The sequence below is a fragment of the Bacillus sp. LK2 genome (assembly GCF_001043575.1).
GTDB lineage: Bacteria > Bacillota > Bacilli > Bacillales > Bacillaceae_G > Bacillus_A > Bacillus_A paramycoides.
In genome coordinates this window covers 1-23246 of the sequence record NZ_LDUK01000052.1, presented here as the reverse complement: position 1 = coordinate 23246, position 23246 = coordinate 1, and the positions used below count along the sequence as shown (strand labels likewise).

Annotated in this window: 28 protein-coding genes and 4 pseudogenes; 4 read left to right on the top strand and 28 right to left on the bottom strand. The window is 33.1% G+C overall.

Features of this window, described 5'->3' with window-relative positions; all coding sequences use genetic code 11:
* Positions 1 to 329 precede the first annotated feature (329 nt).
* The gene (locus tag VK90_RS24245) at positions 330 to 1499 is read right to left on the bottom strand and encodes an MFS transporter (RefSeq protein ID WP_048375853.1); all 1170 of its coding nucleotides are present in this window, start codon (positions 1497 to 1499) and stop codon (positions 330 to 332) included.
* A gap of 178 nt (positions 1500 to 1677) precedes the next feature.
* Here VK90_RS24245 and VK90_RS24240 point away from each other — a divergent pair, with 178 nt between their 5' ends.
* Positions 1678 to 3114 (top strand): IS4 family transposase, encoded by a 1437-nt coding sequence (locus tag VK90_RS24240; protein ID WP_048375851.1) that lies wholly within the window; start codon positions 1678 to 1680, stop codon positions 3112 to 3114.
* A 315-nt stretch (positions 3115 to 3429) separates the two neighbouring features.
* Here VK90_RS24240 and VK90_RS31480 read toward each other — a convergent pair.
* The 9 genes and pseudogenes from VK90_RS31480 to VK90_RS24200 form a co-directional block, all read right to left on the bottom strand.
* A pseudogene (locus tag VK90_RS31480) lies at positions 3430 to 3576 on the bottom strand (S26 family signal peptidase); the annotation flags it as partial.
* A gap of 509 nt (positions 3577 to 4085) precedes the next feature.
* Positions 4086 to 4274, bottom strand: coding sequence for an RNA chaperone Hfq (hfq, locus tag VK90_RS24235; protein ID WP_048375849.1), 189 nt, complete (start codon positions 4272 to 4274; stop codon positions 4086 to 4088).
* A gap of 27 nt (positions 4275 to 4301) precedes the next feature.
* Positions 4302 to 4637, bottom strand: coding sequence for a hypothetical protein (locus tag VK90_RS24230; protein WP_000788509.1), 336 nt, complete (start codon positions 4635 to 4637; stop codon positions 4302 to 4304).
* A 285-nt stretch (positions 4638 to 4922) separates the two neighbouring features.
* Positions 4923 to 5492, bottom strand: coding sequence for a DUF2812 domain-containing protein (locus VK90_RS24225; protein WP_048375848.1), 570 nt, complete (start codon positions 5490 to 5492; stop codon positions 4923 to 4925).
* Positions 5479 to 5796, bottom strand: a complete 318-nt coding sequence (locus VK90_RS24220; protein ID WP_000681020.1) for a PadR family transcriptional regulator — start codon at positions 5794 to 5796, stop codon at positions 5479 to 5481. Before VK90_RS24220 ends, VK90_RS24225 begins: the two co-directional genes overlap by 14 nt.
* A 749-nt stretch (positions 5797 to 6545) precedes the next feature.
* Complete coding sequence (locus VK90_RS24215; protein WP_048375847.1) at positions 6546 to 7304, bottom strand: alpha/beta fold hydrolase; 759 nt, start codon at positions 7302 to 7304, stop codon at positions 6546 to 6548.
* A gap of 315 nt (positions 7305 to 7619) precedes the next feature.
* Entirely contained in the window at positions 7620 to 7967 is a 348-nt protein-coding gene (locus VK90_RS24210) for a ribosomal-processing cysteine protease Prp (protein WP_002162212.1), read from the bottom strand.
* Positions 7968 to 8373: 406 nt separating this feature from the next.
* On the bottom strand, positions 8374 to 8562 hold the full coding sequence (locus tag VK90_RS24205) for a hypothetical protein (protein ID WP_001060543.1): 189 nt from the start codon (positions 8560 to 8562) through the stop codon (positions 8374 to 8376).
* A gap of 245 nt (positions 8563 to 8807) precedes the next feature.
* Complete coding sequence (locus tag VK90_RS24200; RefSeq protein ID WP_048375843.1) at positions 8808 to 9152, bottom strand: hypothetical protein; 345 nt, start codon at positions 9150 to 9152, stop codon at positions 8808 to 8810.
* Between the two features lie 129 nt (positions 9153 to 9281).
* On the opposite strand from VK90_RS24200, the gene VK90_RS31475 reads away from it, so the two are divergent.
* On the top strand, positions 9282 to 9512 hold the full coding sequence (locus VK90_RS31475) for a Mur ligase domain-containing protein (protein ID WP_048375842.1): 231 nt from the start codon (positions 9282 to 9284) through the stop codon (positions 9510 to 9512).
* Positions 9513 to 9821: 309 nt separating this feature from the next.
* On the opposite strand, the gene VK90_RS24190 is transcribed toward VK90_RS31475, so the two are convergent.
* Together VK90_RS24190 and VK90_RS31250 are read right to left on the bottom strand one after the other, a co-directional pair.
* Positions 9822 to 10064, bottom strand: coding sequence for a hypothetical protein (locus VK90_RS24190; RefSeq protein WP_002139963.1), 243 nt, complete (start codon positions 10062 to 10064; stop codon positions 9822 to 9824).
* A gap of 295 nt (positions 10065 to 10359) precedes the next feature.
* Positions 10360 to 10716, bottom strand: a pseudogene (locus VK90_RS31250) (hypothetical protein); the annotation flags it as partial.
* Positions 10717 to 10783: 67 nt separating this feature from the next.
* Here VK90_RS31250 and VK90_RS24180 point away from each other — a divergent pair.
* Positions 10784 to 10918, top strand: a pseudogene (locus VK90_RS24180) (IS6 family transposase); the annotation flags it as partial.
* Positions 10919 to 11043: 125 nt separating this feature from the next.
* Here VK90_RS24180 and VK90_RS30380 read toward each other — a convergent pair.
* From VK90_RS30380 to VK90_RS24115, 14 genes are all read right to left on the bottom strand, one after another.
* A complete protein-coding gene (locus VK90_RS30380) occupies positions 11044 to 11202 on the bottom strand; it encodes a hypothetical protein (protein WP_171903161.1) in 159 nt (52 codons plus the stop codon).
* Positions 11203 to 11876: 674 nt separating this feature from the next.
* Positions 11877 to 12101, bottom strand: a complete 225-nt coding sequence (locus tag VK90_RS24170) for a hypothetical protein (protein WP_048375830.1) — start codon at positions 12099 to 12101, stop codon at positions 11877 to 11879.
* Positions 12102 to 12631: 530 nt separating this feature from the next.
* Positions 12632 to 13582: a hypothetical protein gene (locus VK90_RS24165; protein WP_048375822.1), complete on the bottom strand. Its 951-nt coding sequence runs from the start codon at positions 13580 to 13582 to the stop codon at positions 12632 to 12634.
* A gap of 864 nt (positions 13583 to 14446) precedes the next feature.
* Positions 14447 to 14875 carry a DUF5412 domain-containing protein gene (locus VK90_RS24160; RefSeq protein WP_048375821.1) on the bottom strand — a complete coding sequence of 143 codons (429 nt, stop codon included), beginning with the start codon at positions 14873 to 14875 and terminating at the stop codon, positions 14447 to 14449.
* Between the two features lie 240 nt (positions 14876 to 15115).
* Positions 15116 to 15604, bottom strand: coding sequence for a hypothetical protein (locus tag VK90_RS24155; RefSeq protein ID WP_048375820.1), 489 nt, complete (start codon positions 15602 to 15604; stop codon positions 15116 to 15118).
* A gap of 14 nt (positions 15605 to 15618) precedes the next feature.
* Positions 15619 to 17067, bottom strand: coding sequence for a zincin-like metallopeptidase toxin domain-containing protein (locus VK90_RS29975; protein ID WP_156185476.1), 1449 nt, complete (start codon positions 17065 to 17067; stop codon positions 15619 to 15621).
* Complete coding sequence (locus VK90_RS31135; protein ID WP_269431828.1) at positions 17064 to 17186, bottom strand: hypothetical protein; 123 nt, start codon at positions 17184 to 17186, stop codon at positions 17064 to 17066. Before VK90_RS31135 ends, VK90_RS29975 begins: the two co-directional genes overlap by 4 nt.
* 4 nt (positions 17187 to 17190) lie before the next feature.
* The gene (locus tag VK90_RS24140; RefSeq protein ID WP_048375819.1) at positions 17191 to 17541 is read right to left on the bottom strand and encodes a DUF3958 family protein; all 351 of its coding nucleotides are present in this window, start codon (positions 17539 to 17541) and stop codon (positions 17191 to 17193) included.
* Positions 17538 to 17837, bottom strand: a complete 300-nt coding sequence (locus tag VK90_RS24135) for a TIGR04197 family type VII secretion effector (RefSeq protein WP_048375812.1) — start codon at positions 17835 to 17837, stop codon at positions 17538 to 17540. The genes VK90_RS24140 and VK90_RS24135 overlap by 4 nt, the downstream gene beginning before the upstream one ends.
* A gap of 614 nt (positions 17838 to 18451) precedes the next feature.
* A complete protein-coding gene (locus VK90_RS30375) occupies positions 18452 to 18625 on the bottom strand; it encodes a hypothetical protein (protein WP_197088228.1) in 174 nt (57 codons plus the stop codon).
* Positions 18626 to 18696: 71 nt separating this feature from the next.
* Entirely contained in the window at positions 18697 to 18981 is a 285-nt protein-coding gene (locus VK90_RS24130; protein WP_048375809.1) for a hypothetical protein, read from the bottom strand.
* A gap of 387 nt (positions 18982 to 19368) precedes the next feature.
* Entirely contained in the window at positions 19369 to 19632 is a 264-nt protein-coding gene (locus tag VK90_RS24125) for a hypothetical protein (protein ID WP_048375808.1), read from the bottom strand.
* Positions 19633 to 20310: 678 nt separating this feature from the next.
* Positions 20311 to 20682 (bottom strand): DUF1492 domain-containing protein, encoded by a 372-nt coding sequence (locus VK90_RS24120; RefSeq protein WP_048375807.1) that lies wholly within the window; start codon positions 20680 to 20682, stop codon positions 20311 to 20313.
* 243 nt (positions 20683 to 20925) lie between these two features.
* Positions 20926 to 21342 (bottom strand): RusA family crossover junction endodeoxyribonuclease, encoded by a 417-nt coding sequence (locus VK90_RS24115; protein ID WP_048375806.1) that lies wholly within the window; start codon positions 21340 to 21342, stop codon positions 20926 to 20928.
* A 134-nt stretch (positions 21343 to 21476) separates the two neighbouring features.
* Between VK90_RS24115 and VK90_RS30870 the strand changes: the two genes are divergently transcribed.
* Entirely contained in the window at positions 21477 to 21776 is a 300-nt protein-coding gene (locus VK90_RS30870; protein WP_048375805.1) for a hypothetical protein, read from the top strand.
* Positions 21777 to 21899: 123 nt separating this feature from the next.
* Here the strand turns inward: VK90_RS30870 and VK90_RS24105 are convergent, their stop codons facing one another.
* Both VK90_RS24105 and VK90_RS29285 read right to left on the bottom strand, forming a co-directional pair.
* Entirely contained in the window at positions 21900 to 22178 is a 279-nt protein-coding gene (locus VK90_RS24105; protein ID WP_048375800.1) for a hypothetical protein, read from the bottom strand.
* Between the two features lie 623 nt (positions 22179 to 22801).
* A pseudogene (locus VK90_RS29285) lies at positions 22802 to 22921 on the bottom strand (Fur-regulated basic protein FbpA); the annotation flags it as partial.
* Positions 22922 to 23246: the final 325 nt, after the last annotated feature.

The window sequence follows — 23246 nt, the reverse complement described above, 5'->3', positions numbered from 1 at the left end:
GTTATTGACTAGTTTTTGGTTTATAAAGCCGGATTAGTATAAATTTTCCTCGAACAGAGTTAATTAAACAACTTAAAACTACATTGAATACATGTAAACAAAGTGACAACCATTGATTTAACAATGATTGTCACTTTGGAGTTAAGATAATTAACGAATGCTGGCGGTACCCCATGTCCATCAACTTAAGATCTCATAATACCCCCAGAACGTAAATTTTGTGCATTTTGCTCGTTTTTATTGTTTTGGGATAACTCGTTCTTTTAGCTTTATGACGATGTAGCTGGACCCCTTTGTGACAGCATCTCTGATTAATCTTCCAGATATATTTAATACATTTGTTTTTTCATATTTCCAATCGTAATAAAGCTAGCCAATATTAGGATTGAAAATAAAAGCAAAATATTATTCACTCCCATACGAGTTATTAAAATACCAGTCAATAGAGCAGATGATCTCTTAACAAATGATGCTAGAATCGTTCTTAAGCCTATTACCCTGCCAATATATTCTGTTGTAGTATTCAACTGTATTAACGTTTGCACAATAATCAAGTGCGACATGGTAAATAGCCCCATTATAAATATACAAATAACGGCCGTTGTTTTATAGTCATTCAAATATAATAAAAAAGAAGAAGTTGCCATACCCATCATCGTAATAAAAATAACTTTATGTTTAAACTTTTTTAAAAAATAGATAGCAATAAAACCTGCTATAATTCCTCCTACCGAAAATGCTATCTCAAATATTGAGTAGAGTCCGCTACCTCCTTCAAACTGTTCTGCAAGAGGTAATAATAAAGTTGTTGTCATTTGTATACTAATGCTATTCAAAATGGATAAAAACAGTAAGTATTTCATTCCTTCTGTTTGGTTAATAAAATGCCATCCTGATATTAATTCTGCGAGGTAGGATATTCTTGTATTTTTTATTTTTTTAGGGTTCATTCTTTTTATGGAAGAAAAGAAAATAGCCGCAACTAAAAATGTTACAGAATTAATAAAGAAACTAGTAGCTAAAGAAAATTTAACTAGAAATAACCCAGATATACCAGTTCCCACTATTAATGCTGCTTCATTTAATGAAGATGCTTTTGATATGACAAATGGTATATCATGATTACAGAATGCTTCCTTAATAAATGCAGAAGATGCAGGTTTGTAAACGGTGTAGCAAACTGCTAATAAGAATTGCATAATGTAAAAAATAAATACCGATTCAAATTTTATGAAAACAAGAATTGCCATGATTAAAACAAGTACAAATCGAATACTATCTGTTAGAACAACAATATTTTTAGAATTATGATGATCTACATAAACTGACACAAAAGGTGTTAAAATGACACTTGGTATATAATAAATAGCAATCATTAATCCGATAGAAGTTGATTGTCCTGTTAAATGAAAAATATACCATAGCAAAGCAATTTGTTGAATCCCATCCCCAAATCCGGTAATGCTAACCCCTAATAAATATTTCAACTTATTACTCATATAATTACCCCTTATACAATGCTTACTTTCATTTTAAGTGCATCACTTCAACATAGTAAATTACAACTTAATTATCTATATTTATAATTAATTCTTATAAAGTAATGATTTAATCTCTTAATCAAAATAAAAGAAGTAAACTTTTTGTAGAAATATAAAGAAAGGATGACGTTTTCTTATGAACCTATCGATTCAAGATGAACTACTACCATTTGCAAAAGAATTACAACGATATGTTACACCTGTATTCTTAGAAGAACTTGCAAGAGAAATTGGATTTATAAAACGAAAACGTAAGTTTTCTGGATCAGACTTAGCTACCATTTGTATCTGGATTAGTCAACGGGTGGCAAGTGATCCCTTAGTTCGATTATGTAGCAGGCTTCATGCAGCTACTGGTACTTTACTCAGCCCTGAGGGCTTAAATAAACGTTTAAATGTTAAAGCAGTTTTGTTTTTACAACATATTTTTTCTTTACTGCTACAACAAAAAATATGTGAACAAACACAAATCCCTAACCAACTTTTCTCTTATTTTGAGCGAATCCGTATCCTAGATGCCACCGTATTTCAAGTGCCAAATGCTTTAGAGAATATATATCCAGGCTCTGGAGGATGCGCCCAAACAGCGGGCATCAAAATTCAATTAGAATATGATTTACATGGCGGGCAATTTCTTAATTTTCAAGTGGGACCCGGCAAAAATAATGACAAAACATTTGGTACGGAGTGCTTGGATACCTTACGACCAGGAGAGTTATGTATTCGCGATTTGGGTTACTTTTCATTGGAGGACTTAGATCAAATGGATCAACGAGGTACATACTATATTTCTCGTTTGAAATTAAACACGAATGTATATGTGAAAAATCCAAACCCAGAATACTTTAAAAACGGTACAATTAAGAAACAATCGGAATACATACAAATTGATGTGAAACAGATTTTGAAACAACTACAGCCTGGAGAAACATTTGAATTAGAAAATGCTTATATTGGTGATAAACAACAACTGTTTACACGCGTTATTTTTAATCGATTAACAGAAAAACAACTCCAAAAACGACGAGCGAAGATCGCGGAAAAAGAAAAATCTAAAAATAGAACGTATTCAGAGAAAAGTAAAATGATAGCGGGATTAAACGTGTACGTGACGAATACACCTTGGGAATGGGTTCCGATGGAACAGGTACATGAGTTATATACTTTACGTTGGCAAATAGAGATTGTCTTTAAAACGTGGAAATCACTCTTTAAAATAGACCATTATCGTAATGTAAAACAGGAGCGATTAGAGTGCCAACTATATGGAAAGCTAATCGCTATTTTCCTATGTTCCTCTACAATGTTTAAAATGCGCCAACTTCTTTTACAAAAGAAGAAAAAAGAATTAAGTGAATATAAAGCGATAGGGATGATACAAGATCATCTATTTCTCTTATATCAAGCCATACAAAAAGAACCCCAAGAGATAACAAATCTTCTGATTCGCTTGTTCTACCTTCTACAGAAAAATGGGCGGAAATCTCATCGATATGAGAAGAAGACTGTCTTTGATATCATGGGTGTTATCTATGAATATAGTGGATTGAGAAAGCAAAAGAAAGCTGCATAAGTAAAAAAATGAAACCCGTTAGGGTTTATTTCGTATGCTTATTTTTAAAGAAAACACACATTTTAAGAATTTCTTCATTTATGTAAATGCAAGTTTATCTTATTTTTGAGCTTAAGTTGATGGGCATGTAAGGTGACCCCTATATGTAGTATCATACTAGTTCTTTTTGTTTGTTTAGAATAAATAAAATTTAAAAAACACATAAATATTCATGTTATCCTATATCATGACACTCAATTTTGTTTATACCATACAACCAAATTAAACTAATCCCTTATCTATTATAGATAAGGGATTAGTTTGTATAAATAATTTTTATTTAACAATTTTAATCCTGTCCAAAGGATAATAAAGAAGTTGAGACTTTCCCACGATATCTGAAACATCAATATATCCTAGTCCGTTATGGTTATCTGTACTATTAAAACGATTATCTCCCATGACAAGTACTTTTCCATCAGGAACTTTTACCTCTTCTACATTTAAATATTCGCACCAGAACCAAGAGAAGAATAATAAAAACGGAGATTTCGTTAATCAAATCCTAAATAACTGTCACTATAGAAATTCTACATTTCTTTTGAAATGATTTTATAATGAAAGTAAACTTTTGGGTAAAAGTTTACATTGGAGTTTTTGATCATTTATAGTTTGTTTTGTAATAAATTTCTCAATATAGATATTTATGTAATATATGGTTTTTATATAGAAAACTGACAAAAAACATAATATTATAAAAATAAGATGATTCCTGTCATTTGTTTTTCCCTTATGCTAAAGATAAGATCATACTCTCCGATCTTATCTTTTTCATTTGTAGATTCGTAATACAAAAAAGAGAATCCTTATAACAAGACAAGGATTCTGCAACAGGAAATAACAAAATATAAATAATAAAAAGAATTACTTATATTATAGTTTATATAGTAATAATATGATATTGAGAAATATTTACATAAGTCCAGTATGTATTACATAGCAAGTGTAGAGATTGCTTGTTTGTAGATTAGTTGTTGTTTACCATGAATCATCATTAGGACGGTAAATTTATCTGTTGCAAGGATCTGCCCACGCACTGGAACGCCATTCTTTAAAAATACAGTAACTTCCCCTTTTTTCTCTTTCAATTGTTCATACATATCTTCTTGTAAATTAAACATGAAATGTGCCCCCTGGTTTGTTTGGATTTATTTTTCTTCTAATACCTGTTGCTTTTCACTGTTGGATATTTGTGATTCCCATTCACTTTCTATTTTTCTAAACCATCTTCCTATTTTGCTTAGATAATATTTTTTTACTTCACCATAAGGAATCCAAATTTCACGTTCCTGTATTTGATTCATCACTTCATGAAGAATCTCATCATGTTCATACTTTTTAGGTTTCCTATGATGTGTTTTTACAAACTGTGTATATTCTCTACGTAACCAATTAGAAATATGTTCTTTTTGTTTTTGCTTGAGATGTGACCATTTTTTATTTGTTTGAAGGATTTTCCCATTTACTTTTATGTGGTTTTTCATCGACACTCATCTCCTTTTACTAGCAAAACGAATATATTACTATCGTAACACATTTAAATTGAAATACGGCTCTAGGTACATACTGTATAAAGACAATAAAGTTATTTAACTTTAATACCTAAAACAAGCATAACCCCATACTAAATTTAGGACGGGGTTAAAATATAGTTATTTAATTTTCGATATAAGATACTTCACTGTACTCAAAAATATAACAATAAAGTCGTTTGGAAATCTAAGGTTTATTCAACAATAGCGCGCGATTCTGGAAAATTTAAAAAACGTTTATTTTTCTTTTAACATTGAATACTTTTGATAAGTTTTATAGAAGCTGATACCAACGAAAACAAGCATAAGGGCTGGAAGCAACCTCAAAAGGACAAATGGAGTTTCAAATAATAATGCTTTCCAAAACAATGCACCTTTCATACTCCAAAGACCTTCAGTTAAATATACACCTGAATTCTTGTAAAGCATATGAAAATAAGGCAATAACAGTATACCAATACCAGATGAATAACCCATCAATCTTTTATAATAATTGCTCTTTGATTGGCGATCCGAGAAGATTTCATTTTGATCATCATCTTCTTTTTGCCAATATCGAGTTCCACTAAGCCAGGGCCCCTTTATATAGTTCCAACCGAAATCTTCATATATCCCTCTGTAATCTTTAAACTTTTTCTTTGACAAATAATCTTGATAATCCAGTCGCATCACATATCTCTTGTCGGTTTTTTCGAAAGTGTATATTCCTAATCCACTAATATTTGTACAACGATAGCCTTTTTGTAATTGCTCATTCAGCCATTGCTCCTCTTTTTCGATATCAAAAAATATCTTAGCTTTCTTCATTCGATTCACTTCCTTCGTACAGGGATAAAATATGTAATAGCCTATTTTGCTCCATTTTCAAAATGGCACTTCCTTCCGCAGTTATCATATAAACTTTTCTCCGACCTGACTCTCCAACAGATTCAATCCAACCATGCTTATTCAAGTTTTCAATCGCACCGTATAATGTACCAGCTGCTAAAATAACAGTACCGTTACTTATCTTTTCTATCTTCTGCATTACGGCATAGCCATGGAGTGGCTCACGCATAGCTAATAAAATATAATGCATGGTTTCAGACAACGGTAATAATTTATGTTTCATATCCTCACCCTCTATTCAGTTCGACTATATAGTTCAACTTAATAATAACGTAATACAGTTCAACTGAATAGTCAACAACATTTTCGAAATTAGTCAAAGGAACTTAAAATAAATCGCTTGATAACAAGGGGGAAATCAAGCTAAAAAGTCACTTTCCTTACGTAAGGGAAAGCGACTTTTTGTGTAGTCTTATTCAATTAAATGGCTCAATTGTTGAATAACATGACCAGCATTTTTTAAATAACTTTATTATGTTTTAAACGAATTTATTGTAAATTAAACAACTTTATTATCTCTGGACACATACTTTGCAAGAAATCTATCCAAAACGGGGTACCACTAGCATTTTGGAAAAAATCCACGCTAAGCAAAAAATAAAATAAGCTGTCCATACGGACAGCTTATTTACATAATTATCGTTCTCGGAAGTTAAAAGTTTTGAGTTTCTTGTTTAATTAAAGCATGCGTTAGTTGAAGTTCATTTTTTCACAATCTTTACAGAAATACTGCTCTTAGTTCAATGAGAAAAAACTACTTTAATTGCAGCCATTGCCTCTCTTTTTGTGCGTGGTGGGTGGTACTACCATTTTACCAAAGGATGATTTCTTTTTGTTTTTCTTGACATAAAAAGGGGCAAAATCCCTCAGCCAATTTCCCATCGCTTTTGGGACAGCGCTTCTAATCCTTTAACTGATACTCATCCTTCTCAATTCTTTGCAAATCTAGCATCAATTTAGTCCTTGTATCGCTCATTTCTCCATCTCTTTCAACATTAACATAATTTCCTCTATAACAACTTCTGGCTCATCATGATGAATATAATGTCCACTTCGACTAGCAATTCGGTACTTGCTTGATGTTGATAGCCATTGGAATTCTGCTTGGAGTCTTTGCTCAATTTCCAATATTTCTTGAGATGGCCATCCCTCTTCAATATTGTCAAGTAAACCTCTTGTAATAATTGCGAGAGGGAGGTTACTTTGCTTTGAATGATCAACAATTTGCTTATAGCTTTGTATTTTATCAATCTTCTCACTATTCAACATAGGATTCTCGTAATATTCCCTATTTCTTGCAAGCAAATTTTCGGGTAGAACCTTTTCATAGGCAAGTTCTTTATATTCCGGTGCAGCGTCAACCAAAACCATACCGCAGATGTTCATTGGATAAAGGCTGGTATATAATCTAGCGACCAAACCACCAAAAGAATGTCCCACCAATATATAGGGCTTCTCCACTTCAAGCGCTAGCAACAATTCGTTGAGCTCCTCGACTAGATCATAGCAGGTCATCGGGACTGATGCGACTTGACTCCTGCCAATACTCGACCTGTTATAGGAAAAGGTTGATGTTTTTTGCGATATTCGGTCTTGGACTTTTTTCCATGTCTCATAGCTATCGCCTAACCCTGCTATGAAGATTACGCTTGGAATACTGTTACGTGAATATTTATTTAATAGTCTGCGGTTATCACAGGTATCAATTATCTTTTCATTTTGTATAGTCACTTTTAATCACCCAGTTCAATTATAAGCTTCACACTATCAATATTTCCATAATAGTTTGATTATTATATTTTTTGCGAACTTTCCTGTTTTCTATTTTGTAACTTCAGCTGAAACCACTCCAAAAGAAATCTGTAGAATACCAATTGATAATTTGCTTACTTCCAAGTTTTTTGTCGTTTTAAACATTTCACACTGAATCGCCGAAATCTACTTGGGGTACCGCCAGCATTTTGGAAAAAAACCACGCTAAGCAAAAAATAAGCCATCCATTTGGACAGCTCATTTACATAATTATCGTTATTGGAAGTTCTTCAGTTATATATTTTTTGTAGTAATACGTATATGTTTCGCATACGTTTTCTCTAAATCTCGAAGCGTATATGCCATAGACTGTAATAATAATTGTATATCATGACCAGACTTAGAAAATCCTTTTTTGTCATTTCTATCAATGGGTATTATTGCTTTTAAATATCCATCGCGTACCTCTGTTTGCATTTTTACTTGGCAAAACCTTTCTATAGCATTCACTGTACCAATTGTTATTGTTGAAACACTAGCACAAACAATATCTTCACCATAAGAGGAATAATTCGCATGACCATCAACAATAAATCCGTTAATGTGATCCAAATTGTTATGTAATATCGAAATAGAAATCATAAAAGATCAATCACCTTCTCCTTTTTTAATTCATGATAAACCCCCATCTTTTTCCTTATTGTATCATTCAGAAGAAAGGATGTATTGCGAAATTTTGGTTGTATAAGATATTCATGTAAGGTTAACATAACGTCTCATTATTGGTAGCAAGAAAAAGACGGACCCCTAATCTTACAAGGAATCCGCCTTTTTCTTTTTCTATGAATCTATTCATTTTTTATACATTCCTATCCTGGCGCGGTTCTAGGGTTCTTGTTTGTTACAGGATTAGCGAAAAAACTGTATAAAATCTTGTATACTCTTAGCGTGGTTATTTTCCAAAATGCTGGCGGTACCCCATACCCATCAAGCTAAGATTTTAAAGTAACCCCTAAATGGAAATTTTGTGTTTTTATAGCATCGACGTTTATTTTTCTTTCTTCTTTTTAAATGCCAAAACATAAAAAAATATTGGGATTAAAAAATCTGCCAATAACTCTCCTATTCCATAAGGATCGACCTTAATATCTCCTCCTGCTAGATGCTTAATAGATGATATTGTAAACAAAATTGCTACAACTAATGCCCATTTACGTTGAATTAATTTATTATTCATTTTTCTTCACTTGCTTTCATAAAATATTTTTTTCATACAATACCCATTATGGTAGTAATACCTATATTAATTAGGGTTTATTTCGTATGCAAATTTTTAAATAATCTACACTGATCCCCTATAAATAAAAATTTTATTTTAAATAAAATCAATTTATGAATATAAGTAATTTAAATTATTAAAAGTAGTTAATATGAAAAACCCTGATTTTAAAATGATAGGTGATCCCTTATATAATAAAAAAATTATGATAATTGCGCACTAACATTAATAATAATTACAACACCTAAAACTAGAATAATCCAAGTCCAATACTTATTTGGAATGAAAAATAATGAAGATTTATCTTTTATTTGAACTCTTTCTCCAGTTTTTTCATCGACGAATGTTCGTACACTATCAGATATAAACTTTTTAGTGAAAAAATAATTAATCATCGCTATAGAGATAGTCGAAAATATTCCTTGCAAAATAAATCCAAGTTTATCTTCCGTGTTCACTTGCAAAAAACTAAAAAGCATTGCATTTATCATAAACCCTAAAATAAATGCTAAGGCTACTAACATTCCTTTACCTCTCCAAATAATCATTACAATGGCTCCTTTCAATTTCTAAATAATGGGACATACATATTACATTATATTACATTATCTTGCTTTACGGAAAAGTTTCTTATCAAATATCACACTGGTATTACAGAAAAAGTTGAAGTTTATGACTTGAACAAAGGAAAGGAAATTACAGGAGTTTCTATTAATTCAAAAGCGATAAGATCTGGTAATTTATTTATCCCAATTGTTAGGTTAAAAAATGGTCATGATTATGTGGAAGAGGCTATAGAGCAAGGTGCTATTGCTTCTCTTTGGGAGAAATCTCGGCCAAATCCGCCTTGTTCTCTTTCTATGATTCTATGCATCTTTTTATACATTTCTATCTTGGCGCGGTTTTAGGGTTCTCGTTTGTTACTGGATTAGCCGAAAAACTGTATAAAATCTTGCATGCTATTAACGTGGTGTTTTATCTTTTATTAATTATTAAGGTACGTGAAATTATTGTATACTGTAATGAAAAAGCCCACATAGATCTTACACCTATGAGAGCTACCTAAGGGTATTTAGACTTTCGACTTGATTCTATTGTAACAAGCTTTCACCAAATAGCAAAAACATAACGATCCAAAACCAAATAATCAAACGAAATGCACTCTTAAATCCTCCCCAGAGAGAAAATGTTTCCTCTTGCATTATTATCCCCCTTTCCTACTTGTCTTTTGGTTCTCCAAACCATTCATACATTGCCTGTCGGCTTATAATCCATTCCTTACGCTTCCCTTCAGGATGCAAAAAATACTTCACTAAACCTTCTTGTAGCATGCGCTCTAAATCATTTATTTGCTTCTCGTTCATTAGAGAGGGGCTATATTTATTCTTAATTGTCTCACGAGGAATCCCCCAATAAAAAGCTGCTTCAGATGGTGTCATGTATTTATCAATTTCTTTCATGGGAATTCTCCTTTGTTTGTGCTTTTCCTTTTATGTTACAATAAATAAAGAAGGAAATGGACTAGATTTCCTTCTTCTTCAGTCACTCATTAACTAAGCCCTTTGTTTGCTGTTAAGCAAATGAAGGGTTTTTATTTTGCTTGTTTATATTTACTATCTATAAGGGGCACGGAAACGATTCTGGGTATGAGGGGCCACTCTGGAAAAAAATTCAATGATAAAAGTCGTAGGAACCATTACCTACGACTTTTTACTATTTAAACTAACTAATTATTAGTTGCAATTTAAAATTTCATTAATCTGGACAAATATCTAAAGCGTCATGAAAAAGAGCATATTCTACAGTCACCTTAGGGCCAAAGAAAGTTACACCCTCTGGGAATTTGAGATCCATAACAACCTCATTTACTTCTGCATAGGATAGTCCTGTATAATTTTTCGATGTTAAAGATTGAATGACTTGTTGTTCGAATTCCAATTGTTGAATCGTATAGGCCTGTGTGTTATCTCCATCTAAAGTGGACATGAGTAACGTATCATCAGGACAGTCAACTGAAAATTCATGTTGTAAGTAAAACACGGGCGCCAATTTTGAAATTAATAAAGTACTGCTGTAGTCAACTGTTAAATTATCTTTTTTATATGGTTTAAAAGGTTCTGTTGCAAAGTTTTTTAACTGAAGTTAAACTGTAGGGAAAATGACTCGAGGAGCATGATACATGAGATATTTTAATGGAAAACAATTCAAGAAAGATATTATTTTGGTAGCCGTTGGCTATTACTGTCGTTTTTCTTTAAGCTATCGTGATGTATCTGAGATAATGAAAGAACGAGGAATTTCAGTTCATCGAACAAGACCATAGGCATATCAAGCGACGTTTTGCCAAATCCGCAGAAATTATTCAGAACCGCTTAAACTATAACTATATTTTGTAAACTGGTTTGTGTTTTTTCAAACTTTGCACCAGAACCAAAGCAACTATTTGGAATCTAATTGTAATTCAGCTTTGTCGTTTGTCAGTGTATTAGCAGAATTACAATTTCCAGAGTAGATAGCTCTTGCTTCATCACACGAATCAGATTTTTCACATCCTATAAGCATTCCTAATGTTATAAACGATAATAAAATCTTTTTCATTATAATACACGCTCCATACTATTTAGAATGTTATGATGTTCTTAGACTAAGTGAAATTTATAACATATATTCCTATGACAAAAAACATATGTATTGAATTAAAGAAACTGAGGAAGGTCAGTTTTTGACCAATTTATACAATAGACTTCACCATACATGCCCGTCGACTTAAGAAGTGGGCTGTTCCCCAAACCGAAAAAAACGAGTTGAATTCTCATAAATAACTGTAAAATAATAAAATTTTCGTTTAGGGGCTACTTTAAAATCTTAAGTTGATGGGCATGGGGTCACCATATCAAAAAAAGAAAATTGTACGTTTAGACACAATTTTCCCGAAATGGTATGGTGAGGCCAAAGAGGCAAAAAACTTTGTTTTTCAGCATTTTTTAAAACTTTTTTTGCTATTCCCCCTTTTCGAGGGGATGGGCAAAGAAACCCTTTATAGGGATACAGCCGAGATACATGTAATTTTGAGTCCCAGGCTTACTTTTATTTCCTAACATAATCAAATCAGGGTTTTCTCTATAATTTTTAAACTTATTATCATACACCCTAATTATACAATTGAAACGAAGTATTTTCAGTAGCTAACAAATGAATGATTAGGGTTGACCCATAATAGACAAATTACTTAATAAAAATAGACGAAACAATATTTATAATCTTCACAAGTTTTATCTGGAAATAAAAGTAAGCCTATGACCTATTTTCACACGTATCTCGGCTGTGCCCCTGATTGTTTCTGTTCTTTTACTGCCATCTTTTTCGTAAAAATACCAATTCTCATTTTCTTTGACCCAGCCCACCTTATTTAAAACTTCGGCTGCTTCTGTAAACGTTGGTGCATAGGTAGAAAATAATAAAAATAATGTTACTATAAGTCCTATGACTTTCTTCATACTCGCATCTCCTTATAAATTCGTTAAAAACACCTTAATTATATATTGAATTTTATTGATATTGGAATAATAAATGTATATATGCATAATTGCATATAGGGGTACCGTCAGCCTTTTGGAAAAAACCCACGCTAAGCAAAAAATACAATAAGCTGCCCATATGGACAGCTTATTTACATAATTATCGAAAGCGGAAGCTAAAAGGTTTTAGTTTCTTACTCAATTAAAGCACTCCGTTAGTTTAATAAGAACAGAGACGCTTATTCAACAAACGCGCCCGATTGTTGAATATTAAAGAATTCCAAAATAGTTACTCTATTATTTGCTAAAGTCCCCGTTAGTACAAATAAAAAGGTTCACTTGTAACCAAATGTTACTATTATGATCAAAAATTACTAGCACTCATAAATAACAACCTAAAGAATGAATTAAGGTATAATACATTTATTAAGCAAAAAAATCACATCTTTTTATCATTATTTTATTATCAATTACTTTTTCAAAATAACCTAACTTGATTCGTACGATCCTTACGTTATATGAATTCCTCTTTTAGTAATAACATAATTCTCTGGTAAACAATTTATGCCTGGATGATTTTCGCAACGTGAAAAAAGCTCTTTTAAATCTCGTTGAAAATCACTACGTGGACGCTTTGGTTCTGCAATTCCCCATTTATCCATGCACTCTAGAATCAAAGATTGAGCCTCCGGGTATATCCTTGCAGTTTCAAGAAGACAGCCGACCGCCACTGAGCGGGTAGGTTCCTCGTATCTTTTCTTCAGTTTACCAACACAGCTTGTAGTCATATGCCAAAGCCATACGTGGTAAGTTAGATTACTATCAGGGATAGGTGTATCAAAGAATCCCCTGCGAATGCATGCCCATAAAGCTAGTATACTATTATTAGTGAGAGTAGAAGATTCGTGGTTATCAATATTGATGACAAGTGAACTTATATGATTGGATATATTAATGCCTCTTTCAGCCAATCTCCACCATATACGGCAAATGAACTCTTTTGTCGGTATATCCTTTCTATAATAATCCGATAACACCAGCTCTACTACTTCCGGTGGCAACGAAACGTTTAAGGAAATTAATTCATCCAACATCACAGCTGCCCGGTACTGAACATATCGTTCAGAATCTAATGTATCTCGTTCCTTTTTGTCAATATACAATAATCGTGCGATTTGCGTAACGTATGGTTGCAGATCAGCGTCCCTACTCAGACTTTCATAAGCCACTTCTAATAAATCAGCAATTAATTCAGGGTTGTTCATTTGGGTGTAAACACCCTTATCATGCTTGTCATGACATAAGCTCTCAATATAGTTAACTATCCAATTTGCAGCTTTCGACGTTTCACCAGATGACAGTATAAAATCAGCAAGGCTAGTCTTCATACTTTGGCGTTGAATAGATTCCCCAGAAACAAATTGCTGCAGCTTATCCAAAATAATATCATCTTTTAACATATTGAATACAGATCCCCCTTCACTGACCAGTAAAATTAGTTTTTTCAGATACTAAACTTATCGCTAGTCTCTCCATCCCTACACATTTTACCTTATTTTAGTAATTATTGATGGAACAACTAAATAGTAACACATATTGGAACAGTCCTGTCAAACAACCCCATGAGGGATAGCACATCACCCAATGTTTAATTAAGACACTCCCCTGCTAAAACGTCAGTTCTTTTTCGCCAATAATCTGAAAAGATACCATTTTTCTTTCAAGCTTTGGTTGATGAGGTTTTTGATGTTCTTTCACATTAAATGTATGTAGATTTAGCCGAAGACTAGTTTGACAAACAGAGACAGCAATCAATTATTCGACATTCATTCCGAAGATTACAAAGTCTTGGATACACAGTTACGTCGCAAGAACCTGAAGCTTCTTAATCTAGTCAACTATAATAATTGATCAATGAATTAGACGCTTTCTTTTAAAAAAAATTGAATGAGCTGCGTCTATTTTAGTTTTGCCTTTTTCCTTTAATTACAGAAGTTTATTTTCATGTTAGTTTAGATACATTACTTCACAAACCTAATTAGATTTCAGCATGAATATCCAATTATTTCTTATTGGGTGCTATTCCATAAAATGGCCCGATTGTTGAACACAAGTTAAACAACACTATTCAACTAAACTGCTCGTTAGTTGAACAAGAAATAATGCATACCCTATACATTTGAGGTTAACATAACGCAACATTATCAGCAGTCGTATCTAGAAACCTAAAAAAGTCCCTTTAGATCTTCTAAAGAGACTTTTCATTCACATAATCCTATCTATAGTTAAACAAATAAGATTGAATAAATCTAATTTTTCTTGTTTTATTTAATAAATTGTTTAGGCATTTCTTTAACGTGCTTATCATCATCACGCCAATCATAGGTTTCTTTCTGTGAAATATCTAAAGTTTGATCTCCAATTCTAACACTATTCTTATTTACCCATTCAATATATGGATCCGTATCTGGATAGTTCCAATATATATTTTTCTTTGAATCTGTATCAAGGTTAACTACTTCACCCCTAACAGCATCCGCGCTTAATGATCCCGCATTATGAAAATAAGTCTTAATGAGATATTTTCCATCTGGAGATTTCACTGTTCGAATTAATTCACCTTTTGGAACACCTTGCAAACTAAAAAAATTCCAATATCCAAATCCAATTATAATTACTAACATAGAAAGTATGGTTATTAATACTTTTCTTTTTGTTTTTTTAACTTTACCTTTTGTATTTATATTACTCACTCATTCAACTCCAGTCCACAGAATATAAACCATATTATACCATTAAACAAATGCTATAATATACTCGAAAATAAAACTCTTACCTTAATAGTTTTTATAAAAAGGGCATATTTCACATAATTCTCGTTATTAGTAGTTAATAATGAATAGAATTTTCATTCTGGGGGTACTATCAAATTTTAGCTTGATGGGCATGTGGCGACCCCTATTATAAAACTATCCGCTAAGTTATTAGCTTAATTAACCTTCTGAATCTTTATCACTCATAATATATTCGATATCTTGATCTGTAAATTCATTACCTTTAAATACTGGATGTCCATTTGGATCAAGCATACCCATCACCTTTTTATCCCTATCAGACACAATCAGTGTATAGTCCTCCAGAAGAAAACGATTTTCCGGTAAATCTACTAATATTCTCCATGCTGGTCTTATATCATCGTTATTTCTATTTTCTTTATCAATTTTAAATGTATAAGCCTCATCAAAGAAAAGATGGTTGATATCTTCATTAACTGCTCCATCTAATTTATGTTCCTTATGATATCGCTTAGCAATTTCTATTGCTTCCTGAGGTTTTAACATCACATCTACAGTAATTTCATTTATTTTCCTATAATGTCTTGCAAAATCTTCTCGCTTTAATTTAACATAATTTTGAAATTCTTCAGTAGACAATTGCTTAAACTCTTCATCAGACATATTTTTATACTTATCTAAAGACATATAAATTTCTCCCTTTATTTATATTTCAATCTTAATCTTTCAATATAGTCTATTGAATGATCAATAGAAGCTTTATCAAATAAATGTTTATTTTTTATTACTTGTTCAAATACATATTCTTCTCTTTCCAACCTACTAAGATTCACATATTGCTCTTTCCCTATATCCAGCCACTGCTCTGCATGAAAACCCTCATGATGCATATTTATGACGGATGGTTTTTTCTTTAGAAATATATTCCCATTAACAAAGTCAAATGCTGCTTCTACATTTGCTGGAAGAATTGCCCCCTTTTTATCTATATTAACCTTTATACCTAATTCTCCCCATTCCTTTTTATATGCTCGAATTTCCTTTCTAGTAGCTAAAGTTTCTCCAATCTTATTGGTTTGAATATTTACCTTTCTAAAATCCATGACAGTTCTGCTTGCTGCTTTATTAACTTCATCCGTCCCTTTAACCCTACTAGTTTTCTCAACATTTTCGACTTTGATAGCTTTGTCAAAATATCCTGCATCATTTAATATTTTTAATTCTTCTGCAGTAAGACCTACGCCTTTCAAGAGTTTATTTCCTGCTTTTAATTCTTTTACTATATTCGTCAACTTACTAAATGGTAATAACGTTAACCCTAGCCATCCCGCTGCTTCTATTCTGTTACTTTTTTCTTTCGACAGCCAATCCTCACCCATTAGTAATCGATAAATGTCATTAACCAATACAAATTCGCCCGCTAAATGCGTTAATTCCATTCCTGTCTGCTTCATAGACTGCTTCGTAACCATCCACATGAGTTCGTTCGTTTTATCCTTGTCAAGAATTCCATCGACATACACTTCATATTTTGTGAATTTCCCTCTATGTCCAGCATCTATCTTTTGGACTCGTACCTCTATCTTAGGTTCATGGCGTTCTACATAATCCTGCCATTTCTCTTGAATTCCTTTTGTCCAACTTAATGACTCTGGACTTGGAATCGTAAAAGTACCACTTGAAGCATTCCATGCTGTCTTTGTTTGGGCTAACCCTTGATTAACGGCTTGCTGTAAAGAGGCGATTTCTGAAAATATACTAGTAGAACTCGAATTAAAGGCGATCAACTTTTGTAATTTTTCTTCTAACTTTTTCTTAACACCACCATACATATGAATAAGCGTTGAGTTAGCTGATAATTGAGCTGTTCTCATCCCATCAAGATGTGGTACATTCAGCAACATTAAATTGCGTTGAATGCCCTCTGCCTGTACTAACAATGAATTGACTTCACGAATTTTCATTTCTAACTCTGCTTGTATCAGATCACCACTATCTACTTGAGCAACATACGTTTCTGGAAATTTCTTAACCGATCGTTCCACTGCTTCAGATAAAAGTATACCTGCTTGTGCAAGAGGATATAAGACCGAAGAAAAATATTTCTTTGCCGAGTCATATGCTTGTCCAGTTAAAAAAGGACTGTTCATGGTAAAATATCATTGATCGCTTTTTGTAGTTGTTCATATCCTTGAATCTGTTGTTTACACATATTACTTGCGCTCGATGCTTGTCTCTGAGAGGAGGAAACATACATGTTAATACTCATATCTTCACTCCTTCTCAGCCATGGAAGCTTTTCTTTTTTCAGATGCTACATTGCTCAACTTATTTTCAACGGCTCTATATTGAGCCTTTAACTCTCGTTCTCCCTTGTCTACGTAATTCATAATTTTTTTGGATTCCCTTGAAAATTCACTCATTGTCGTTTCATAAAAAGTACGTTCATCATTTTTATGAAATAGATGCCTCAGTTGATCCATTACACGATGGGAGTTCCTAAAGTGGTCATCATACATACCTTTTACTTGTTGTATTTGTCTTGTCTCTTTTGTAATTGCTTCTTCCTGTTCTATGAGCTTTTGTTCTTCTTGGTGCAACTTTTCCCATTCTGTTTGTGTCATGAATTCAACCTACCCATTCGGTTAAATCCAGTTTGACTCGCCAATTGGTCTAGTGCTTCAAAATTTCCTGCCACACTATGTATATTGTTTGCTGCGGTAGCAATTGCAAGCGCGACTTGTTTAGCTGTCTCTTGTGCAATCTGAATCGCCTCTTGTGCATTCGTATTGCCAGCAACCGTTGTTTGTGTATCTGTCTCATTTGATATTGAAGAAGATTGAATCAAAATGTCTGTTGCACTTTTTAAAGCGGTCGCTTTCTGTTGCGCCCTACCTAAATCACTTTTAATACCAGACAATGTATTACCTCCTTAGTGTAAAAAAAATTCAACCAAGTATATCAAAACGAAACGAGAAAACATCGAAACGTATGTTACGTATCAAATACAAAATTTTTAATTCATTAGGTTTTGCTTTTGTATTATTTACATGTTCCACACACAAAACAAAAAAGCCATGCAATCACATGACTTAAATAAATCTATTGGAACTTAATTTCAAATAAAGCTTTCTAATATCTTGTATGACTTGTCTCTAAAGTCTTATCTTTGTTAATCCGCATTTTCGGGACACTACCCCTGAATCCTTAGAAAAGAAAAAGAATCCTAAATTAATAAGGCTCTTTTTCCTATTATCTAATGTAAACTTTTAAATATTAGTTTACATTCAAAACACTGATTCCATTGAATCGACGGTACTTTCCGCATTTCCGAAGAAAACACCAACAAAAGTATACATTCAAAACACTGATTTTATTAGTTTTATAAAGTGGTGTCGTTTTGGTGTTAATTATCTCTATTTTCGTTCGTTGTGTTCGTTTGTTTTGTTAGAAGACTTAGCTTCAGTCCAAATAGAAAGTGCACTGAGGAAAGTCACACATAGCAGTCCAGTTACGATAATAATAGTCATCCCCTCACCCCTTATCATCTCTTAACGCCTTCAACTGTTCCATTTCATTTTCCACCGACTTCTCATGCCAATCTTCATCTACCTTGTTCTCCTCGCTAATCCGATATCCAAAGTAGAGCACCAATAAGATAATAAGCGTTCCAGTGAAGTATCCAATAAAGAAGCTTAACCACGTCATGCCATGACCTCTTCAAAATAAAATAAGACACTAAACCGATCATGGCAGCGCCTACGATAATTGCTATTGGTTTAATCATTGTACTTTTCTAATAAGCCTAACTTACTCTGTATGCTTAGGAACGAATAACCATGAGTAAACCCTACAATAATAATTCCCTGGGCGAATTTATGCGATAAGTTCTCATCATATGTTTTCTTGTAATACTCTAATTTAGATACGATATTATAATGAGGATTAATTATCACTTCATTTTCATCATACCCTTCCATTTGTATAACTACCGCTACAAACTCGGAGCCTTCTTTATTTGCTTCATTAAAACACTGTTCTAATCCTTCTAATGTTAATTCCATCATTCATCCTCCTAACCAAATGTCCATTTTATTCAATAAAAAGAGAGCGCCTTCCCTAGTAGGCGCTCTCAATGGTAGTAACATGTAGGAATAACAATCTGTACAAATATACGTTTTGATGTTTGTCCATATTCCACAAAATATTTGATTGTAGCATTACTACATCCAACGGTCTCCTTCAACACATGGTAGATTCGCAAGAAAAAAGAGCACTCCCCAAAGTGCCCACACAAAATGAATCAAATGAATGTGTCGTTGAATATTTCCTTGATAAGCCGCCTCAGTATTAAGTTTATTATATTAGATTTGTCTACATTCCCCATTGTTATATAATTTCTATATAACAAAGAAAAAGGCACCCGTTATGGATGCTTTTTTTCTTCTAATCTAATTTAACGTTGTTCTTTCTTTACATATTTCTTTCATTTCAGCTAAAGGATTCTGTCCCTCTAATTTTTTCCAAGGGACCATTTCACCTTTTTGTCTTTCGACAGCCATTCCGTAATAGTTGTCATTTTTGTCATCTGCTATAGTGATTTCCCAGTGCCACGTTTCATCTACCAATCTATTGCCGATTTTTGCACTTGCTTCAATTGGCACATAAACTTTTTCACTAATTGCAGCAGTTGTAATTATTTTTTTCTCAGTCACTTTATCCCCTCCTCTCCCACTCTATCTATTCGACAGAAAAGAAGAATATCCTACAAAACAAAAAGCCATCACCGAAGTGACAGCTTTCAAGGGGATGGGAGAAAAAGAGAAAACAAATGGCAAGAGTTTCTCTAAATTCAAGATTGAGGTGAGGTACTCTCAACCCTCTCCAAGCCACCGCATCATATAATTTTCTAGCTCTTATTAGCTACACGCTTTACGTTCGGTGACTGGGAGAAGACTAAGAATTTTCTCGTTTAATCGTTTAAGAAGAACAACCTGACTTATATTAGTTATTGTCGTGAGCAACTCCTTATATAATTAAGTTATTTCCTCTTTAATGACATGCAGTTCATTCAATCAAACCATCATATCCAATTGATGCTGATCCAGTTTTAACATAGAAATCAAGAAACCCACATGACAGGCGTGGTTTTACTACCTATGAGCATACAAACGAAAGGCGGTATGCTTATACACTCAATGAGAAGTAAAATATATATAATTTCGGGAAGCTCTTATCCCCTCTAGCCTCCGCGTCACCGAGTAACGTTATTATAATGGGCACGCTATCCCATGAAGCGTATCTTCTTTTCAAAGAGCGTTTCTTCATGAGATAATCGTACTTTTTATTCGGTTGTTAAAAGGTGCCCGATATGGTAGCCCAAAAGTATCAATTTATATAATGTTTATGGCATCAGCGAAATTATTTATAGCTGATTTCTTTTTTCTATAGAATGTAGCCCTTTTTATTCCGATTACCGCGTAAATATAGTCATCATTTAGGCTTTTAGTGTTCATATATTTCATTTCGAGTATTTTCCTTTCATTTTCATCAAGCGCTTCTTCTAACGCTCTTTTCATTTGAATATATCGAAGGTATTTTACGTCATTACTACAATCTCTTAATTCAGGAAATAACAATTCCGCTCCAAACGCTGCTCTTTCTTGTAGATTATGAAATTTAACTTTAAGAACACGGTAATCTTGCAACGCCTTAATCACTTCATCTAGAATTTTATCTCCAGTAACTAATTGTCTTTGTCCCAAGTCGGAATCCCCCTATTTCTGAATTTGTCTTTTTAATCTCACATAAGGTACGTGAAATTTTACTATCTCATTGTTGAATAAGGGAACGATGACTACAATACAGCCCCCACCACACTGTTAGTCATGGTTCCGCTATCCATTAAATCCAATCGGTATAACTAAACTTAACTGGTCTAGAAAAATATACATCTATAACTCTGTCATTACCCTCAATACGGTCCCAAACGTAAATTTTTGTCTTTGTCATCCGTTCAGCTCCTTTACAGTTACTTCAACACGTGGTTTTTCCGAATACCATTTGCTCACCTTTAGATCCACAATCTGACTGTCATCATTCCATATGACTTTGTTGAGTGCATCCTTCACGCCTTTCACGTAATTATCAACGTCAGGCTTTGTCGTAGGCCTTAACAATCCTTCTTCTGCTGCCAATGCTTTCTTTTTAGAGAAGGACTTGAGAGAAGGCTTGTACACCTTCACCTCGAGTTGTAATGGCCCTTCTAATAATTTCTCTGGTGCATACTGTGAAGCCACTAATCCAACGTACTGCTTGAAGTATCTTGATTTTATTGGATCCCTCATATTAATCTTTCCGTTACGAATACCTGCTCTTGGTCTTCCTTGTGCTACTGGCTCTCCTAGTACTGTGAATTTAATCATTTATTCTATTAACCTCACTTTCTATTAAAAGGATTATTTTGTTGAAAATATCCTTACAATTCATATTTCATTTCTTTTTCCTTTATTTTCTATTAGAATTAAATAAAAAACAGTTTAATAACAAAGGAGTAAACATGAAACACACTATAAACTTATGGTCCTTTATTTTTTCATTCATTTGTATAGGTTTATTCTTTTTATATCTTGAAGTATGGTCACCTAAAATGAATGAATCTATTATGAATACAGTATATTTTCATCCTTTATTTATTTTACTTGTCTTAACAATAGGAACCTTTTTTATTGGCATGATAGGATTCTCTAAGATAAACAATTGGAAAGCGATGCTAAGAAGCATAGTAACAGTCCTACTAACATTTTCATTATCTGTGTTTTTGGCCATTATTTTGTTTGTAGGATATGGATTAAGTTGAAATAAAAATCTTTGAGTACCCCCTGAATAAAACCCAATATTCCGTCAATACTGTATATGACATTAGACTTTCTCCTTGTTCCCCCTTGGAGAACCGAGCAGTTAGCTTTTGCTAGCTGCTTTTTTACATTAGCGCACTGTCAATCAATATAGGATCATCTTTATACTCATTAAATTCCTCTTCCCACTTGTACTTTTTCTCAGTTGGACATATTGCATTAAGCGTGTTTGTAAATATCTCTAACGCTTGTTCTCTTGTTATTTCTGAAGGAATTCCCTCTTCTTTTATTTGCTCTACACTATCACCAACAACATTTTCTACATATATACCAACCGCTTTATCTGCATCCTCTGCTGCAATCAACGCATAATATTCATGTTTATCAAACTCAAAGTATTTCATATCCATTCCCCTTTTCTTCAAAATGAATTTTTTATTAGATTTACTTCCGTATAACATTTTCAATCCGGTTTACACTATAACTTTAACTTTAAAGTTACACATCCTAACTTGTAGGGCCTAATTTTCTTTTGTACAACAAGTAGTTAGCTAATTAAGCTGGCTACTTTGTTGTGCCAAATGTAGTTTTTATTAAAATCTTTCTCAACAACTAACACATAGATAATTCGCTCCATTTTTGGTAATATATAGTTAATCTCTATATGCTTTGTTTTTTTAAAAGGGCCCACCCCCTCAATGTGGGTCCTTTTAAATGTTTTCTACTAAAATAGCGTTTTTGTTCAAAATAAAGTCCTATTCATTTGGACACATTTACCAGTATTTTTACCAAAAAATTCATGATATGGTTAATTAGTCGAGTACGTCATTACTTGACGATTACCCTTAGAAGCCCCGCAGACAATCGGGGTTTCTTTTATTCCAATAAAGATTTTATTAAGTTATATCTCAATTGTTTGGAACGTCTCAGACATATCTGCATTCCACATACTAACGTAATCTGCATGAGCTTTAGTTGGATACTGTTCAGCTTCTTCCAGTGTATCAACATCATTGAATTGGTACGCTCCTTTTATTAGGTTCCAAAGTTCCTGCTCACTCATTTCATAAAGCTGACGCCCTGTATCTTCTTCCTTGTAAATACCCTTATGTAGTAACACATCGATGAAAATTTGTTTCCTGTCCATGTTTCCTCCTAGCTTGTCTGTTTCACTCTTTTTCTTTGGTGACTTGAATACGTGTTTTCTAATATCTTTATAAAGAATAGCTTCAGTGTTTATGAAGTCTTTAAACAAACTAATCACTGAGCCACTCCTTTTATTCTCGAATCGAGACACGAAAACAACTTAATTCACAGGAAAAAACTGCTATTTTTTATTTTCGGTCATGCCCCGATTCCAAAATAAAGAGCCACTCATACGAGTAGCTCTAACCCTTTATTCTCATCGAACATTAAAATGCTCTTCTTTTAACCATCTATTTCCGCCGATGTCTAAATACCCATCTTTTCGG